Source organism: Advenella sp. (assembly GCF_052108595.1).
Taxonomy (GTDB): domain Bacteria; phylum Pseudomonadota; class Gammaproteobacteria; order Burkholderiales; family Burkholderiaceae_B; genus Advenella.
Genome location: NZ_JBQEAU010000008.1, coordinates 25,077 through 42,157 on the forward strand (window position 1 = coordinate 25,077; position 17,081 = coordinate 42,157).

Sequence of the window (17,081 nt, forward strand, 5' to 3'; positions counted from 1 at the left end):
GCAGTATTCTTTCTTGTCCCTTATTGCGCTGCACGATAGCGTTTAAGTAGTTTAAGCAGTATCCCGGTCCAATCGCGGCGCATTTTTTTACGCAGCACTCTGCGGAGTTTTCCTATGTCAGTTCATTCATCTTCTTTCGATGGTCAGGTGTCGGTTGTCGACGCCTCTGCCATTGGTCATCGCCCTCATCGTATGCCCAAAGCGCAGGGCATGTATGACCCGGCCAACGAACACGACGCCTGTGGTGTCGGCTTTGTGGCCAATATCAAGGGCCGTAAAAGCCATGCCATTATTCAGCAGGGTCTGAAGATTCTTGAAAATCTGGATCACCGGGGTGCCGTGGGCGCCGATAAGCTCATGGGCGACGGTGCCGGGATTCTGATTCAGATTCCCGATACGCTTTACCGTGAGGAAATGGCCAAACAGGGCGTGACCCTGCCTGCCGAGGGCGAATACGGTGTGGCTATGGTGTTCCTGCCCAAGGAAACGGCTTCCCGTCTGGCCTGTGAGAAAGAACTGGAACGCGCCGTGCGCGATGAAGGCCAGGTCTTGCTGGGCTGGCGTGATGTACCCATCGATCATGACATGGAAATGTCGCCCACCGTACGCGATTGTGAGCCGCTTATTCGCCAGCTCTTTATCGGCCGCGGGCCGGACGTGATGGTGCCCGATGCCCTGGAGCGCAAGCTTTACGTTATTCGCAAGACCGCCAGCCACGCGATTCAAAATATGCGCCTGGCCCATGGCCAGGAGTATTTTGTACCTTCGGCCTCGGTGCGCACCGTCGTCTACAAAGGGCTTCTGCTGGCCAACCAGGTTGGCATTTACTATCGCGACCTGGCCGATACCCGGGCGGTGTCTGCGCTGGCGCTAGTGCACCAGCGGTTTTCAACCAATACGTTCCCGGCCTGGCCGCTGGCCCACCCCTATCGCATGATCGCTCATAACGGCGAGATCAATACCGTCAAGGGCAACTTCAACTGGTTGCGTGCACGTGAAGGCATGATGGAATCGGCCGTGCTTGGCGATGACCTGAAAAAGCTCTATCCGATTGTGTATGAGGGTCAGTCTGATACGGCTACGTTCGACAACTGCCTGGAACTGCTGGTGACGTCCGGCTATTCGCTGTCCCATGCCATGATGATGATGATCCCGGAAGCCTGGGAGCAGCACGCCACGATGGACGAGAACCGTCGTGCATTCTACGAGTACAACGCGGCCAAGATGGAGCCTTGGGATGGTCCGGCGGCAGTGGCGTTTACCGATGGTCGCCAGATCGGCGCCACACTGGACCGTAACGGCTTGCGTCCCGCCCGCTATCTGATTACCGATGACGATATGGTCATTCTGGCTTCCGAGGCCGGCACGCTGACCGTTCCGGAAAACCGCATTATCAAAAAATGGCGCCTGCAGCCCGGTCGCATGCTGCTGATCGATCTGGAGCAGGGTCGCATCATTGGCGATGATGAAATCAAATCGCAATTGTCCAACAACCGTCCCTATGGCCAGTGGATCAAGCGCCTGCGCGTCAAGCTCGATGACATTCTTGTGCATGAGAAAAATCACCCGCAAGCGGTCAGCTCGCCAGCGGCGCTGCTGGATCGCCAGCAGGCCTTTGGCTGGAATCAGGAAGATCTCAAGTTCATTATCGAGCCCATGTCCAAAAACGGCGAAGAGGCCATCGGCTCCATGGGTAACGACACGCCACTGGCTGTACTGTCGTCCCGAGCCAAGTCGTTCTACAACTATTTCCGTCAGCTGTTTGCGCAGGTGACCAATCCGCCTATCGATCCGATTCGTGAGCAATTGGTGATGTCGCTGGTGTCCTTCATCGGTCCCAAACCCAATCTGCTGGATATCAATAACGTTAATCCGCCGCAGCGGATCGAAGTGTCCCAGCCCATCCTGGACTTTGCCGGCATGTCGGTGTTGCGCGATATCGAAAAATATACCGACAACAAGTTTCGCAGTGCCGAGCTGGATATTACCTATCCGGCAAGCTGGGGCAGCGAAGGTATCGAGGCCTGTGTCGCCGCATTGTGTGCCAGTGCCGCCGATGCGGTTCGCAGCGGGCTCAATATTCTGATTCTGTCCGATCGCAATATGGATGGCGAGCGGGTGGCCATTCCGGCCTTGCTGGCCACCTCGGCCGTGCATCAGCATTTGATTCGCGAGGGCCTGCGTACTGCAACCGGTCTGGTCGTGGAAACCGGCTCGGCGCGTGAAGTGCATCACTTTGCGCTGCTTGGCGGGTTTGGCGCAGAGGCGATTTATCCGAATCTGGTCATGGAAACCCTGGCTGGCTTTCCGGAACCGGAAAAGGCAGTCAACAATTATGTGAAAGCCGTGGGCAAAGGCCTGAACAAGGTCATGTCCAAAATGGGCATCTCCACCTATATGTCATACACAGGCGCGCAGATTTTCGAGGCGGTCGGCCTGCAATCGGCGCTGGTAGAAAAATATTTCTCCGGCACGCCCAGCAAAATCGAAGGGATTGATGTCTTCCAGGTCGCAGAAGAAGCACTGCGTCTGCATCAGGCGGCATATAGCGAAGATCCTGTCCTGAAAAACGCCCTGGACGCCGGCGGCGAGTATGAGTTTCGTGTTCGGGGTGAAGAGCACATGTGGACACCGGACTCCATCGCCAAGCTGCAACATTCCACCCGCGCCAATAACTATCGCACCTACAAGGAATACGCCCAGCTGATCAATGATCAGTCACGCCGTCACATGACCTTCCGCGGTCTGTTCGAATTTCGCGTCGATCCGGCCAAGGCCATTGCGCTGGAAGAGGTTGAGCCCGCCAAGGAAATTGTCAAGCGCTTTGCCACCGGCGCCATGTCGCTAGGATCGATCTCTACCGAAGCGCACTCGGTGCTGGCCGTGGCCATGAACCGTATTGGCGGCAAATCCAATACCGGCGAGGGCGGTGAAGACGAACTGCGCTATCGCAACGAATTGCGCAACGGCGTCAGCGGTATCAAAAACGGCGATACGCTGGCCTCGGTGCTGGGCGCGGATCGCATTGAAGCCGATGTCCCGCTGCAGCAAGGCGATTCATTGCGTTCCAAGATCAAGCAGGTTGCGTCAGGCCGTTTCGGCGTGAGCGCAGAGTATCTGTCCAGTGCAGATCAGATCCAGATCAAAATGGCGCAAGGCGCCAAGCCTGGCGAGGGTGGCCAGTTGCCCGGCCACAAAGTGTCCGAGTACATTGCCAAGCTGCGTTACTCCGTGCCCGGCGTCGGTCTGATTTCCCCGCCGCCGCATCACGATATCTACTCTATCGAAGATCTGGCGCAATTGATCCATGATCTGAAAAACGTCAATCCGACGGCATCCATTTCCACCAAACTGGTTTCCGAGGTGGGTGTAGGGACCGTTGCCGCCGGGGTGGCCAAAGCCAAGTCCGATCACATTGTGATTGCCGGACATGACGGCGGCACAGGAGCGTCGCCCATTTCTTCCATTAAGCACGCCGGTACCTCGTGGGAACTTGGCCTGTCGGAAACCCAGCAAACGCTGGTGCTGAACAAGCTGCGCAGCCGCGTACGCGTGCAGGCGGATGGCCAGATGAAAACAGGGCGGGACGTGGTCATTGGTGCGTTGCTGGGAGCCGATGAATTCGGCTTTGCAACGGCGCCGCTGGTGGTCGAGGGCTGTATCATGATGCGCAAATGCCATCTGAATACCTGCCCGGTAGGCGTGGCAACGCAGGATCCGGTGCTGCGCAAGAAATTCCAGGGCAAGCCCGAGCACGTGGTCAATTTCTTCTTCTTTATTGCCGAAGAGGTTCGCGAAATCATGGCGCAACTGGGCATCCGCAAGTTCGACGAACTCATCGGTCGCGCCGATCTGCTGGATACGCGTGCCGGCATCGAGCACTGGAAAGCGCGTGGGCTGGACTTTAGCAATGTTTTTCATCAGCCTGATGTGGACACCTCTGTGCGGCACACTGAAGAGCAGGATCACGGGCTGGGCAAGGCGTTGGATATTCAACTGCTGGAGCGCAGCAAGGCAGCACTCGAACGCGGCGAAAAAGTGTCATTTATTGTGCCGATTCGCAACCGCAACCGGACGGTCGGCTCCATGCTGTCGGGCGCGGTTGCCCGCAAATATGGCCACGAAGGGCTGCCCGACGATACGATTCACATTCAGTTGAACGGCACGGCAGGCCAGAGTTTTGGCGCCTTCCTGGCGCACGGCATTACTTTTGATCTGGTTGGTGAAGGCAATGACTACGTGGGCAAGGGGCTCTCGGGCGGTCGCATTATCGTGCGCTCACCCAATGACTTCCGCGGTTACGGGCCGGATCACATCATTGCAGGCAATACCTTGCTTTATGGCGCGCTGGCCGGTGATGCCTATTTCAATGGCGTGGTCGGCGAGCGGTTTGCGGTGCGCAACTCCGGCGCCGCTACGGTCGTGGAAGGCACCGGAGATCATGGGTGCGAATACATGACCGGCGGTACGGTCGTGGTGCTGGGCGAAACAGGCCGCAACTTTGCTGCCGGTATGTCCGGCGGCGTGGCCTATGTGTGGGATCCTGAAGGGGAGCTCAAATCGCGTTGCAATATGGCAATGGTAGAACTGGGCGAGGTCGCGGCACACGACGATCAGCTCAAGGAAAACCGGCAGGACGGCTGGCATTGTGTCCAGCGCGGACAAGAGCGTCAGACCGACGAATCGATCCTGCACACGCTGGTGGAAAATCATTTCCGCCTGACCGGCAGTTTCCGTGCGCGCGATCTGCTGGGTGACTGGGACAAGGCCCGCAAGCAATTTGTCAAGGTCATGCCGACCGACTATAAACGTGCTCTGGCAGAAATCTGGCAGTCAGAACAAACCGCCCGCAAAGCAGCTTAAGGAAAGATCTATCATGGGTAAAATTACCGGTTTTATCGAATTCGAGCGGGTTGCCGAATCGTACGAGGCGCCCGGTGCGCGCCTGAAACACTATAAAGAGTTTGTCCTGTCGCTGGAGGACAAGCAGGCGCAGGTGCAAGGCGCGCGCTGCATGGATTGCGGCATCCCGTTCTGCAACACCGGCTGTCCGGTCAACAATATTATTCCCGACTGGAATGATCTGGTGTACCGTCAGCAATGGAAACAGGCGCTCGAGGTTCTGCATTCGACCAACAACTTTCCCGAGTTTACCGGCCGCATCTGTCCCGCGCCTTGCGAAGAGGCCTGTACGCTCAATATCAACAATGATCCGGTTGGCATCAAGTCCATTGAGCATGCCATTATCGATAAGGGCTGGAATGAAGGCTGGGTGGTACCGCAGCCGCCGTTGAAAAAAACCGGCAAAAAAATCGCCGTGGTCGGCTCCGGTCCCGCTGGGCTGGCTGCTGCGCAGCAACTGGGGCGCGCAGGGCACAGCGTGACGGTTTTTGAAAAAAGCAATCGTATTGGCGGGTTGATGCGCTACGGAATTCCCGACTTCAAGCTGGACAAGAGCCTGATCGAGCGTCGCGTTTCCCAAATGGAAGCCGAAGGTGTTGAGTTTCAGGCATCCACTTATGTGGGCGCCGCTGGCGATGCTACCGAAGACGGCCTGAATGTCATCACGACGGCAGAGCTGGACAAGCAATTTGACGCCGTCATCATGGCTGGCGGCGCCGAGATGCCGCGCGATCTGCCAGTGCCGGGACGTGAGCTGAGTGGTGTTCACTTTGCCATGGATTTTCTGCGTCAGCAGAACAAACGCAATGCGGGCGACCGTATCGCCAATCAGATCTCGGCTGCAGGCAAGCACGTGATTGTGATCGGTGGCGGCGATACCGGTTCAGACTGTGTGGGTACAAGTAACCGCCAGGGTGCGGCATCGGTTACGCAGATTGAGCTGATGCCCCGGCCGCCGGAGCACGAAAACAAGGCACTGACCTGGCCCTACTGGCCTGCCAAGCTGCGTACTTCGTCTTCGCATCTCGAAGGGTGTGAGCGTGACTGGGCCATCACCACCAAATGCTTCAAGGGTGACAAGGGCAAGCTCAAAAAGCTGGTCTGCACACGTGTGGAATGGATCAAGGACGAGGCAACTGGCCAGATGAAAATGCAGGAAATCGAAGGGTCGGAATTTGAACTGAAAGCGGATCTGGTATTTCTGGCTATGGGCTTTGTTTCTCCCGTCGCTGCGGTACTGAACGCGTTCGGGGTGGAGAAAGACCAGCGCGGCAATGTGAAAGCCAACGTTGAAAACTATCGCTCCTCCCGGGACAAAGTGTTCACGGCAGGCGATATGCGACGTGGCCAGTCGCTGGTGGTCTGGGCCATACGCGAAGGTCGTCAATGCGCGCGTGCGGTAGATGAATTTCTGATGGGGGCCTCGCTGCTGCCGCGCTAATTTCCCCTGCCGGGCAGTGTGAAGCAATTGTTACGCTGCATTACGCAATCTCCCCGGTAGTTTGTCTTGAGCGTGCGCAAGTGCCTGTTTTCATGTTGAGCAGGCACTTGCGCATTTTTGCGTTTTGTTTTTACCAACTCCCGTTAAACAGATACAATAGGGTCTCTTTTTCAAGAAATTTCTTTGATGACAGTAGAGTCACGTCACTCCTCCCCGCCGGTTATTCGGTTTGCGGATGTCACCCTTGGTTACGATACACGCGTCATTTTGCGGGATCTGAATCTCGAAGTATACAAAGGCGAAGTGGTTGCACTTATTGGTGGTTCCGGTTCCGGTAAGACCACCTTGTTGCGCGCAGCAACGGGCCAGATTCGCGCCCAGAAAGGGGCCGTTACGGTCTTTGACCACGATGTCAATCGCATGACGCCCCAGCAACTGGGCGCCGTGCGTCGTCGCATGGGCGTATTGTTCCAGCAGGGCGCCTTGTTTACAGACCTGAGCGTATTTGGCAACGTGGCGTTTCCCTTGCGCGAACTGAGCAAGGACAGCGAAGCCGTTATCCTGGAAAAGGTGCTGGACAAACTGGATCAGGTCGGGCTCAAGCGCGCCGCGCATTTGAGTGTTTCCGAAATTTCGGGCGGCATGGCGCGCCGGGTTGCGCTGGCCCGGGCCATTGTGCTGGAACCCGAGATTATTCTGTTTGACGAACCCTTTGCCGGGCTGGATCCGATCTCGCTTGGCATGACGGCTCGTCTGATCCGCAGCCTGACCGACAAGCTCGGCTGCGCCACCGTACTCATTACGCATGATCTGGAAGAGTCCTTCCTGATTGCCGACCAGGTTTATATGGTAGGTGACGGCAGCCTGGTGGTATCGGGCACGCCGGACCAAGTGCGCCAGTCTGACAATTCGCTGGCGCGGCAGTTTCTCAAGGGTGCCTCCAGCGGACCCGTGGTGTTTGAGTATCCGCCCTCTGACGATTTCGATCGCTGGCTCAGCCGTCATCGTGAGGGCGTCAAATGATCGTCAGTTTTATTACTGCGCTGGGCGCGCGCGTTACGCGTCCCATTCTGACGCTGGGAATCTGTTTCCGGTTTTTTCTTGACGTCCTGGCGCGTAGCGGGGTGGTGTTCAAGCGCCCCCGGCTGGTCATTGAGCAAATTCATTTTATCGGCAACTATTCGCTGATCATTATCGCGGTATCGGGCCTGTTTGTTGGCTTTGTGCTGGGTTTGCAGGGCTATTACACGCTCACCCGTTATGGTTCCGAAGAGGCGCTGGGCGTCATGGTGGCCCTGGGCCTGGTGCGCGAGCTGGGGCCGGTCGTGACCGCGCTGTTGTTTGCCGGCAGGGCCGGTACTTCCATTACCGCGGAAATCGGCCTGATGAAGGCTGGCGAGCAGATCGCGGCCATTGAGGTGATGGGCATTAACCCGTTGCGACGCATTGTGGTTCCGCGTTTTTGGGGCGGCGTGATCGCCATGCCGATTCTCGCGCTGATTTTTTCGGCTGTCGGTATTATGGGCGGCTGGCTGGTTGCGGTGGTGCTCATTGGCGTGGATGGTGGTTCATTCTGGTCGCAAATGCAAAGCGCTGTCGATATTCGGGACGATATTCTGGCAGGATTCATCAAAAGCGTGGTATTCGGTCTGGCAGTCATGCTGGTTTCAGTCTATGAGGGCTGGATGTCGCGGCCCACGCCGGAAGGCGTAGCGCGTGCCACGACACGCACGGTGGTGGTCAGTTCGCTACTGGTGCTTGCGCTCGATTTCCTGCTCACTGCAGTGATGTTCGGTGGTTAGTCGCGTTTTGTGACGTGCACACGAAAAAGGTTAAATTCAAATGAGTAAGAAAACAGATTTTCTGGTTGGGTTGTTCGTGTTGCTGGGTATTCTGGCTGCGGTGTTCATGATGCTGCAGGCAGGCAACCTCAGAACCTTTTCTATCGGGCAAACCTATCATGTGACCGGTAAATTCGAGAATATCGGCGCGCTCAAAGTGCGCTCTCCGGTCAAAAGCAATGGCGTGGTGGTTGGCCGGGTCAGCAGCATCGACTTTGACAATAAAGTGTTCAAGGCGGTTGTGGGTATGGATATTGAAGCCGGCTATCAGTTTCCTGAAGACAGTTCGGCGTCCATCATGACCTCGGGGCTGCTCGGTGAGCAGTATGTGGGCTTGACGCCTGGCGCCGAAGAAAAAAATCTGGCTGACAACAGTGAAATTATCTATACGCAGAGCGCTGTGGTGCTCGAAGAGCTGATCAGCAAGTTCCTGTTTTCCAAGGCAGAATCGGAAGGATCCAGTGCTTCGGGCAGTGGCGGTGCGGGCCAGCAGCAAAGTGCGCCGGCGCTGACGCCGCCTGCATCTGCACCGGCGCCTGTGCAATAACTGTTCAAATACTGGTATATTTAGGCTAATGCAAGGCGCTGCAGTCCGGATGGCAAGTTACCGTCTGGATCGGGCCTGTCGACACAAAATAACGAGTCTCCTATGAAACAAACTCAAATACGCCTGGTTGGTCTGGGTTCCGCCTTGGTGGTGCTCGCCGGTTGTGCGTCGGTCAAAAATCCGACGCCCGGCGATCCACTGGAAAGTTACAACCGCAGCATGTTTTCTTTCAATGATGCGGTTGACCGCAACCTGCTCACGCCTGTGGCCAAGGGTTATCAGGCGGTTGTGCCAAGTCCGGTGCGCACCTGCGTTACCAATATTTTCAACAACTTCGGCGATATCTGGTCGGGGGTGAACAGCTTTTTGCAGGGCCGTGGCCTTGATTCGGTCAATACCTTCGGCCGGGTGCTGTTTAACTCCACCATGGGCCTGGGCGGGTGTATCGACGTTGCTTCCATGAAAGGCGCGCCGCGCATCCAGAACGATTTTGGCACCACCCTTGGAGTCTGGGGTATAGGCCAGGGCCCTTATTTTGTGCTGCCGCTGCTGGGGCCGTCAACGTTTCGCGATACCGCCGGCACGGTGGGCGACGGCGTTGGCGGATCTGCAGTCTATGCTTCGCCCGGCGCCATCAACGATGTACCGGTGCGCAACACGGTCTGGGGTGTCAGCATTGTCAACTCCCGCGCCAACCTGCTTAACGCCAGCGATCTCATGAACGATGTCGCGCTGGATCGATACAGCTTCCTGCGTGATGCCTATTTGCAGCGTCGCCAGGCATTGCTCAATCAGAAACTGGGCCCTGTCGTGCTGGATCAGCCAGGCGGGCAGAGCAAGGCCGGTAGCGGCAACCTGCCGTCATACGATGACCCTGAAGCGGGCAGCGCGGGTGCAACTGGCGCTGCTGCTAATCCCAATTTGCCGATGTACGATGATCCGGAAGCCGCTCCGGCAGGGGGCGCGGCCCAAAGTGCACCCAAGCCGGCCTCCCAGCCGTCAGCAGCCAGTCGGCAACAACCTGCAGGATCGCCTGCGGGCGGTCCCGCCAATGCAGACTCATCCGTCCCCGTCTATACGGACCCGGAAGGCAAGTAATTGCGCGCATGAATACAACAGCCTGAAATGGGATTGTCGACCCATTCCTTTCAGGCTGTTTCATTCGGCAGGTTCTTTTACTCTTGCTGACACTTCCCATGTATCCTCGGAAATACAATGAGTCAATTGGGCAGGTACCGGCCAGTCCGGACTGTCACGTCACAGATCAGAAAGGAGATCACGTATGAAATTCGCAGGTATTCTCAGGACCACCCAGGCCGCCATGATCGCCGGGTTCCTTTCGGCAGGTGCCATGCAGGCTGCTGTGGCTGCCCAGGATCCGAATCAATTCGTCGAGCAGATCGCCAATAACACCTTGCAGGCCGTGAATCAGAACGAAGCGGCCAAAGGTGGCGATGTTGGCGCCATCAATGGCATTGTCACTCAGTACCTGATGCCGCACATCAATATGGAGAAGACCACCCGTCTGGCGGTGGGCCAACCGTGGCGCCAGGCCACTGCGCAGCAGCGTTCGGCGCTGGTTAACGGATTTAAGCAGACATTGCTGCGGACTTATAGTGGCGCGTTTCGCAATGTGACGCCAAGCACCACCATTACCATGCAGCCGTTCCGTGGTGATGCCAACGCCAGCGATGTGGTCGTGCGCTCTACCATTACGGCCGGCCAGGGGCCTATTTCGGTGGATTATCGTATGGAAAAGGCCGGCAGTGGCTGGAAAATCTATGACCTGAACGTGGAAAACATCTGGCTTATCCAGAATTACCGCAATCAGTTTGCCGGTCAGATCTCGCAAGGCGGCATTGATGGCCTGATTAAGGCACTCAATCGCTGATTCTACGGGCGTATGAGCTATAATGAAATGCTTGCTTCATTGGTGAAGCAAGCATTTTTTTATATTCATGTCCGCCGTCCAAGTACAACATCTTTCCAAAGTCTATAACAGTGCCCGCAACGCGGGCTGGCGGCGTTTTTTGCCGTCCCGGGTAGACCCTGCGCGTGCGCCGTTTCGTGCGCTCGATAATGTGAGCTTCACCGTTGAAGAAGGTGAGTTTTTCGGCCTGCTGGGTCCCAATGGAGCCGGCAAAACCACGCTGATTTCCCTGCTGGCCGGCCTGTCCCAGCCCACCGCCGGCACTGCCAGTATCTGCGGTTTTGACGTTGCTGCGCAGTACAAACAGGCCCGTCGCTCGCTGGGAGTGGTGCCGCAGGAACTGGTGTACGATCCGTTTTTTACTGTACGCGAAACCCTGCGTTTGCAATCGGGGTATTTCGGTATTCACCGGAATGACGACTGGATCGACGAAATTTTGCATAACCTGGGCCTGACCGACAAGGCTGATGCCAATATGCGCGCACTATCGGGCGGCATGAAGCGGCGCGTACTGGTGGCCCAGGCGCTGGTGCACCGCCCGCCCGTGATTATTCTGGACGAACCCACCGCCGGCGTTGATGTGGATCTGCGCCGCAGCCTGTGGGATTTTATCGTGCGCCTGAACAAAAGCGGCCACACCATCATGCTTACCACGCACTATCTGGAAGAGGCCGAGGCCTTGTGCAACCGCATTGCGCTCCTGAAGCGCGGGCACATTGTTGCGCTCGATACCACGCAGGCGCTGATGGCGCGCGTGGGCGGCCGGGATCTTGAAGAAGCGTTTGTGCACATCATGCATAACGGCCTGCAGGAGGAGATTGCATCATGAACCCCCTGCAGAAAGACATCAAATTCGGTTCGGGTTTTCCGACGCTGCTCTACAAGGAGCTACTGCGCTTCTGGAAAGTTGCGTTCCAGACGGTTGCAGCACCGGTCATGACGGCGATGCTGTACTTGTTGGTCTTTGCCCATGTGCTGGAGGACCGGGTCCGGATGTACGATTCGGTTCCCTATACGGCCTTCCTGATTCCCGGGCTCATGATGATGAGCATGCTACAGAACGCCTTTGCCAACCCGTCGTCTTCGCTCATTCAGAGCCGGATTACCGGTAACCTGGTTTTCGTGCTGCTGCCGCCACTGTCCCATTATGAGTTTTTCTCCGCCTATGTGATTGCCGCGGTCCTGCGCGGCCTGGTCGTTGGCCTGGGCATCTGGATCATGGCGTCGTTCTTCGTGCCCATATGGCCGGCCAGCATCCTGTGGGTGCTGGTGTTTGCGGTGCTTTCCTGTTGTATTCTGGCTGTACTGGGTATTGTCGCGGGGCTGTGGTCGGAAAAATTCGACCAGCTGGCGGCGTTCCAGAATTTTCTGATCATGCCCGCTACGTTTTTATCGGGTGTATTTTATTCTATCCACTCGCTGCCCCCATTCTGGCAATCGGTATCGCACTGGAACCCGGTTTTCTATATGATTGACGGGTTCCGTTACGGATTCTTCGCAGTATCGGATGTCTCACCATGGCACAGTGTGGCCGTGGTGGCGGCCTTTTTCGTGTTGCTCTCTGCCTACGCCCTGCGTCTGCTTGCGCAGGGATATAAACTCCGGACATAACTATGTTACCTACTCCCGAACAGATTCAGCACTACATCGAATCGCACCTGCCCTGTGAGCACATTGAAGTGCGCGGCGATGGCTCGCACTTCGAAGCGCTGATCGTCAGCACTGTTTTTGAAGGAAAACGCCCCATTGCACGGCACCAGGCGGTGTACGCAGCGCTGGGCGAAAGAATGAAAGCCGAAATTCACGCGCTTTCAATGAAAACCCTGACCCCCGAAGAGTACCGCAAGCATGGATAAACTCAGAATTGTCGGCGGGCGACGCCTGGACGGAGAAATCACCATCTCTGGCGCCAAGAATGCGGCCTTGCCTATCCTGTGCGCCGCGCTGCTCACAGCAGAGCCCGTGACGCTGCGCAATGTGCCGCAGCTCAATGACATCAGCACCACAGTGCGTCTGCTGGCCGACCTGGGCGTTAAAATCACCCAGGAAGCCGGTGGTATTGTGCATCTGCAGGCCGACCAGATCACCAATCTGGAAGCCTCGTACGAGTTGGTGAAAACCATGCGTGCTTCTATCCTGGTCCTTGGGCCGCTACTGACCCGGTTTGGGCAGGCCAAGGTCAGTCTGCCTGGCGGCTGCTCCATTGGCCAGCGCCCGGTAGACCAGCACATCAAGGGACTGACGGCGCTGGGCGCAGACATTGCCGTGGAACATGGCTTTGTCGTGGCAAGCGCTACGCGCCTGAAGGGCGCATCCATTGTGACCGATATGGTGACCGTGGGCGGTACCGAACAGTTTCTGATGGCTGCGGCACTGGCTGAAGGCCAGACTGTGCTGGAAAATGCCGCACGCGAACCGGAAGTGGTGGACCTGGCTGAAATGCTGATCTCCATGGGCGCGCGCATTTCCGGGCATGGCACGGACCGGATCGTGATTGACGGCGTTGAGCGCCTGCACGGCACAGACTACACGGTGGTGCCCGACCGTATCGAAGCCGGTTCTTTCCTGTGCGCCGTCGGTGCAACCGGTGGCGACATCATGTTGCGCAATGCCGCGCCCGACACCATGGGCGCGACGCTGGACAAGCTTATCGACGCCGGCCTGACGATTCAAACAGGCGCGGACTGGATTCGCGCCTCTATGCAGACACGGCCCAAAGCCGTGGGCTTTCGGACCCGTGAGTATCCAGGCTTTCCAACAGACATGCAGGCCCAGTTGCTGGCACTCAATACAGTGGCAGTCGGTACGGCATTCGTTGTCGAAAACATATTCGAAAACCGTTACATGCATGTACCCGAACTGATGCGCATGGGTGCCGATATTGAACTGGACGGTCACACGGCCGTCATCAACGGCGTGCAGCAACTCATGGGCGCTCAGGTCATGGCGACCGATCTGCGGGCCTCTGCCAGCCTGGTCATCGCCGGACTGGCAGCGACCGGTGAAACCATCATCGATCGCATCTACCATCTGGATCGTGGTTACGAAAAAATGGAAGACAAGCTGCAAGCGGTGGGCGCCGACATCCAGCGACTGCGGAGCTGATACTCATGACACAGAATCCCCAACTGACCATGGCCCTGTCAAAAGGGCGTATCTTCGAAGAAACGCTGCCGCTGCTGGAGCAGGCAGGCATCGTCGTGACTGAGCATCCCGACCAGTCACGCAAGCTGATACTGCCTACCAGCCGCGATGATCTGCGGATTTTGATTGTGCGCGCCTCTGATGTGCCCACTTATGTGCAATATGGTGCGGCAGACTTCGGCATCGCCGGCAAAGACGTGCTGTACGAATACAGCAAAGAACATCCGGGCGGGCTGTATCAGCCTATTGACCTGAATATCGCACGCTGTCGTCTGGCCGTTGCCGTGCGCGATGGGTTTGACTATGAAGCAGCGGTGCGCCAGGGCGCGCGCCTGCGCGTGGCCACCAAGTACGTTAACGTGGCGCGGGAGCATTTTGCCCGCAAGGGCGTGTATGTTGATATTATTAAGCTGTACGGCTCCATGGAGCTGGCGCCGCTGGTCGGGCTGGCCGACGCCATTGTCGACGTTGTCTCTACCGGAGGCACCCTGCGCGCCAATGGCCTGGTCGCCGTCGAAGATGTCATGCCCGTGTCTTCCCGGCTGATCGTCAACCAGGCCGCGCTCAAAACCCGTGCCGCGGTCTTGCAGCCCATTCTGGATGCCTTTGAACACGCAACGCCCTCGCAGGGATGATCTGAAGCTATGAAACCTGTAATTAATCGACTGGACTCCCGTGCCGATGGGTTCGCGGGTAAGCTGCGCCGGCTGCTGGCTTTTGAGGCCAGCGAAGACGCCCATATCGAACAGGCCGTTGCCGGCATTTTGCAGGACGTCCGGCAGCGCGGCGACGCTGCCGTTCTGCAATACACGGCCAAATTCGACCGTTTGCCGGTTAACGAGATGGCAGATCTGGACATTTCGCCCTCAGAGTGCCAGGCTGCGCTGGACGCGCTGGAGCCGGCACGTCGCAAGGCGCTGGAGCAGGCGGCGCAACGCGTGCGCATGTATCATGACCGGCAGAAAGCCGAATCCTGGCAGTACCAGGAAGAGGACGGTACGGTGCTGGGCCAGAAAATCACGCCCATGGATCGCGTCGGTCTTTACGTCCCGGGAGGCAAGGCGGCTTATCCCTCTTCGGTGCTGATGAACGCGATTCCGGCCAAGGTAGCTGGGGTGGGCGAAATCATTATGGTCACGCCAACGCCCGATGGCGTGCGCAACCCGCTGGTGCTGGCTGCCGCCGCCGTGGCCGGGGTTGATCGCGTGGTTGCCATCGGTGGCGCCCAGGCGGTGGGGGCGCTAGCGTACGGCACCGATAGTATTGCCGCCGTGGATAAAATTGTCGGTCCTGGCAATGCCTATGTGGCTGCGGCCAAGCGCCGGGTTTTCGGTACCGTAGGCATTGATATGGTTGCCGGCCCCAGCGAGATCCTGATTATCTGTGACGGCACCACGCCGGCAGACTGGATCGCCATGGATCTGTTTTCCCAGGCCGAACATGACGAATTGGCCCAAGCTATTTTGCTGTGCCCCGATGCCGATTTCCTGGAAAAAGTGCAGGAAGCGATCGTGCGCCTGTTGCCGACCATGCCGCGTGCCCAGATTCTTGCCAAAAGCCTGTCTGACCGCGGCGCATTGATTCTGGTGCAGAATCTTGACGAAGCAGTGTCTATTGCAAATGAAATTGCACCCGAGCATCTGGAAATTTCCACCGCAAATGCGCCTGCGCTTGCCGAGAAAATCCGCCATGCCGGTGCGATTTTTCTGGGACGGTTTTCGTCCGAAGCGCTGGGCGACTATTGCGCCGGACCCAACCATGTGCTGCCCACTGCACGTACCGCCCGCTTTTCCTCGCCGCTGGGCGTCTATGATTTTCAGAAACGCAGCAGTATTATCCAGGTGTCCGAGGCAGGAGCGATTACACTAGGGGCGATTGCCGCCGAACTGGCCGATGGCGAAGGCCTTGCTGCGCACGCGCAGAGTGCGCGTTACCGCCTGAACACTACTACCTGACGATAAGTTATGCGAACCGCTGACATTACCCGAAATACCAATGAAACCCGTATCGCGGTTTCACTGAACCTGGATGGCACAGGCAAACAGTCCATTAATACCGGCGTGCCTTTTCTTGATCACATGATCGACCAGATTGCGCGCCATGGCCTCATTGACCTTGACATCAAATGTGAAGGCGATGTGCATATCGACGATCACCACACTGTGGAAGATGTCGGCATTACACTGGGCCAGGCCGTGGCCAGGGCGGTGGGCGACAAAAAGGGAATAACCCGCTACGGCCATTCCTATGTGCCGCTGGATGAAGCCTTATCGCGCGTGGTCATTGATTTTTCCGGCCGCCCCGGCCTTGAATATCATATTCCGTTTACTCGCTCGCACGTCGGGCGCTTTGACGTCGATCTGATGCGTGAATTTTTCCAGGGCTTTGTCAACCATGCGCTGGTCACAATGCATATCGACAATTTGCGCGGCACCAATTCGCATCATCAGGCCGAAACCGTTTTCAAGGCATTCGGACGGGCGCTGCGCATGGCGCTGACCCCCGATGCGCGCAGCGAAGGCATGATTCCGTCGACCAAGGGCGTGCTGTAATGGCGGGAATGCGTTCATGAGCAGCAAAATTGCCATTGTCGACTATGGCATGGGAAACCTGCATTCAGTAGAGCGCGCCTTGCGTCATGCGGCAAGCGAAGCGGATGTCTATCTGGCCTCCGACGTGGCGGCGCTTGAGAAGGCAGACCGGATTGTTTTTCCTGGGCAGGGGGCCATGCCCGATTGCATGCGCAACTTGCAGCGTTCTGGGCTGATGGAGGCAGTGCAACGCGCCGCCGATAGCAAGCCCCTGCTGGGCGTCTGTGTTGGTGAGCAGATGCTGATGCAGCACAGTGAAGAAGGCGATGTACCATGTTTGGGTATTTTTCCCGGCACTGTGCGCAAGTTTGCCGGACCGCAATTTGCCGTGAATTTGCAGGAACAGTCTGATACGTCTGCCGCGCTGGTGCAGCACGAGGCACGCCTGCTCAAAGTGCCGCACATGGGCTGGAGCCGGGTAAAGCAGGCAAAACCGCATGCATTGTGGGAAGGCATTCCGGATGATAGCTATTTTTATTTCGTCCACAGTTATTATGTCGATCCGGCAGAAACCGCCATTTCGGTGGGAGAAACCGTATACGGACACCATTTTACCTGCGCTGTGGCGCGGGACAATATCTTTGCAGTACAGTTTCATCCCGAGAAAAGCGCGCAATTAGGCTTGCGTCTTTATCGGAATTTTGTAAACTGGGATATCTGACCATGAAGGTCATGGCAGTTGGGT

15 protein-coding genes are annotated in these 17,081 nt (G+C 57.2%); all 15 read left to right on the forward strand.

Translation table 11 applies throughout. From position 1 onward, the window contains the following. Window positions 1-114: 114 nt before the first annotated feature. The 15 genes from ACTIKR_RS02510 (at window position 115) to hisH (ending at window position 17,057) form a co-directional block, all read left to right on the forward strand. Window positions 115-4,863, forward strand: a complete 4,749-nt coding sequence (locus tag ACTIKR_RS02510; RefSeq protein WP_442327080.1) for a glutamate synthase-related protein — start codon at window positions 115-117, stop codon at window positions 4,861-4,863. Window positions 4,864-4,876: 13 nt separating this feature from the next. Next, entirely contained in the window at window positions 4,877-6,343 is a 1,467-nt protein-coding gene (locus tag ACTIKR_RS02515) for a glutamate synthase subunit beta (RefSeq protein WP_442327081.1), read from the forward strand. 186 nt (window positions 6,344-6,529) lie between these two features. After that, window positions 6,530-7,366, forward strand: a complete 837-nt coding sequence (locus ACTIKR_RS02520; protein ID WP_193090184.1) for an ABC transporter ATP-binding protein — start codon at window positions 6,530-6,532, stop codon at window positions 7,364-7,366. Next, a complete protein-coding gene (gene mlaE / locus ACTIKR_RS02525; RefSeq protein ID WP_442327082.1) occupies window positions 7,363-8,145 on the forward strand; it encodes a lipid asymmetry maintenance ABC transporter permease subunit MlaE in 783 nt (260 codons plus the stop codon). The genes ACTIKR_RS02520 and mlaE overlap by 4 nt, the downstream gene beginning before the upstream one ends. Window positions 8,146-8,185: 40 nt before the next feature. Then, window positions 8,186-8,731: an outer membrane lipid asymmetry maintenance protein MlaD gene (mlaD, locus tag ACTIKR_RS02530; protein WP_193090186.1), complete on the forward strand. Its 546-nt coding sequence runs from the start codon at window positions 8,186-8,188 to the stop codon at window positions 8,729-8,731. A 102-nt stretch (window positions 8,732-8,833) separates the two neighbouring features. Continuing rightward, window positions 8,834-9,829 (forward strand): MlaA family lipoprotein, encoded by a 996-nt coding sequence (locus ACTIKR_RS02535; RefSeq protein WP_193090187.1) that lies wholly within the window; start codon window positions 8,834-8,836, stop codon window positions 9,827-9,829. A 184-nt stretch (window positions 9,830-10,013) separates the two neighbouring features. Beyond that, window positions 10,014-10,622, forward strand: coding sequence for an MlaC/ttg2D family ABC transporter substrate-binding protein (locus tag ACTIKR_RS02540; protein WP_193090188.1), 609 nt, complete (start codon window positions 10,014-10,016; stop codon window positions 10,620-10,622). Between the two features lie 67 nt (window positions 10,623-10,689). After that, entirely contained in the window at window positions 10,690-11,490 is an 801-nt protein-coding gene (locus ACTIKR_RS02545) for an ABC transporter ATP-binding protein (protein WP_193090189.1), read from the forward strand. Then, window positions 11,487-12,272 carry an ABC transporter permease gene (locus ACTIKR_RS02550; RefSeq protein WP_193090190.1) on the forward strand — a complete coding sequence of 262 codons (786 nt, stop codon included), beginning with the start codon at window positions 11,487-11,489 and terminating at the stop codon, window positions 12,270-12,272. The genes ACTIKR_RS02545 and ACTIKR_RS02550 overlap by 4 nt, the downstream gene beginning before the upstream one ends. 2 nt (window positions 12,273-12,274) lie before the next feature. After that, window positions 12,275-12,517 carry a BolA family protein gene (locus tag ACTIKR_RS02555; RefSeq protein ID WP_193090191.1) on the forward strand — a complete coding sequence of 81 codons (243 nt, stop codon included), beginning with the start codon at window positions 12,275-12,277 and terminating at the stop codon, window positions 12,515-12,517. Beyond that, on the forward strand, window positions 12,510-13,766 hold the full coding sequence (gene murA, locus ACTIKR_RS02560) for a UDP-N-acetylglucosamine 1-carboxyvinyltransferase (protein WP_193090192.1): 1,257 nt from the start codon (window positions 12,510-12,512) through the stop codon (window positions 13,764-13,766). Before ACTIKR_RS02555 ends, murA begins: the two co-directional genes overlap by 8 nt. Window positions 13,767-13,771: 5 nt before the next feature. Next, the gene (gene hisG / locus ACTIKR_RS02565) at window positions 13,772-14,440 is read left to right on the forward strand and encodes an ATP phosphoribosyltransferase (RefSeq protein ID WP_193090193.1); all 669 of its coding nucleotides are present in this window, start codon (window positions 13,772-13,774) and stop codon (window positions 14,438-14,440) included. A gap of 9 nt (window positions 14,441-14,449) precedes the next feature. Next, a complete protein-coding gene (gene hisD / locus ACTIKR_RS02570; RefSeq protein WP_193090194.1) occupies window positions 14,450-15,760 on the forward strand; it encodes a histidinol dehydrogenase in 1,311 nt (436 codons plus the stop codon). A gap of 9 nt (window positions 15,761-15,769) precedes the next feature. Further along, window positions 15,770-16,357, forward strand: coding sequence for an imidazoleglycerol-phosphate dehydratase HisB (hisB, locus tag ACTIKR_RS02575; protein ID WP_193090195.1), 588 nt, complete (start codon window positions 15,770-15,772; stop codon window positions 16,355-16,357). A gap of 16 nt (window positions 16,358-16,373) precedes the next feature. Further along, entirely contained in the window at window positions 16,374-17,057 is a 684-nt protein-coding gene (hisH, locus tag ACTIKR_RS02580) for an imidazole glycerol phosphate synthase subunit HisH (RefSeq protein WP_193090196.1), read from the forward strand. Window positions 17,058-17,081 lie beyond the last annotated feature (24 nt).

Coding starts and splice junctions, on each gene's coding strand:
- ACTIKR_RS02510 (WP_442327080.1), top strand. CDS start 115: ATGTCAGTTCATTCATCTTCTTTCGATGGTCAGGTGTCGGTTGTCGAC.
- ACTIKR_RS02515 (WP_442327081.1), top strand. CDS start 4,877: ATGGGTAAAATTACCGGTTTTATCGAATTCGAGCGGGTTGCCGAATCG.
- ACTIKR_RS02520 (WP_193090184.1), top strand. CDS start 6,530: ATGACAGTAGAGTCACGTCACTCCTCCCCGCCGGTTATTCGGTTTGCG.
- mlaE (WP_442327082.1), top strand. CDS start 7,363: ATGATCGTCAGTTTTATTACTGCGCTGGGCGCGCGCGTTACGCGTCCC.
- mlaD (WP_193090186.1), top strand. CDS start 8,186: ATGAGTAAGAAAACAGATTTTCTGGTTGGGTTGTTCGTGTTGCTGGGT.
- ACTIKR_RS02535 (WP_193090187.1), top strand. CDS start 8,834: ATGAAACAAACTCAAATACGCCTGGTTGGTCTGGGTTCCGCCTTGGTG.
- ACTIKR_RS02540 (WP_193090188.1), top strand. CDS start 10,014: ATGAAATTCGCAGGTATTCTCAGGACCACCCAGGCCGCCATGATCGCC.
- ACTIKR_RS02545 (WP_193090189.1), top strand. CDS start 10,690: ATGTCCGCCGTCCAAGTACAACATCTTTCCAAAGTCTATAACAGTGCC.
- ACTIKR_RS02550 (WP_193090190.1), top strand. CDS start 11,487: ATGAACCCCCTGCAGAAAGACATCAAATTCGGTTCGGGTTTTCCGACG.
- ACTIKR_RS02555 (WP_193090191.1), top strand. CDS start 12,275: ATGTTACCTACTCCCGAACAGATTCAGCACTACATCGAATCGCACCTG.
- murA (WP_193090192.1), top strand. CDS start 12,510: ATGGATAAACTCAGAATTGTCGGCGGGCGACGCCTGGACGGAGAAATC.
- hisG (WP_193090193.1), top strand. CDS start 13,772: ATGACACAGAATCCCCAACTGACCATGGCCCTGTCAAAAGGGCGTATC.
- hisD (WP_193090194.1), top strand. CDS start 14,450: ATGAAACCTGTAATTAATCGACTGGACTCCCGTGCCGATGGGTTCGCG.
- hisB (WP_193090195.1), top strand. CDS start 15,770: ATGCGAACCGCTGACATTACCCGAAATACCAATGAAACCCGTATCGCG.
- hisH (WP_193090196.1), top strand. CDS start 16,374: ATGAGCAGCAAAATTGCCATTGTCGACTATGGCATGGGAAACCTGCAT.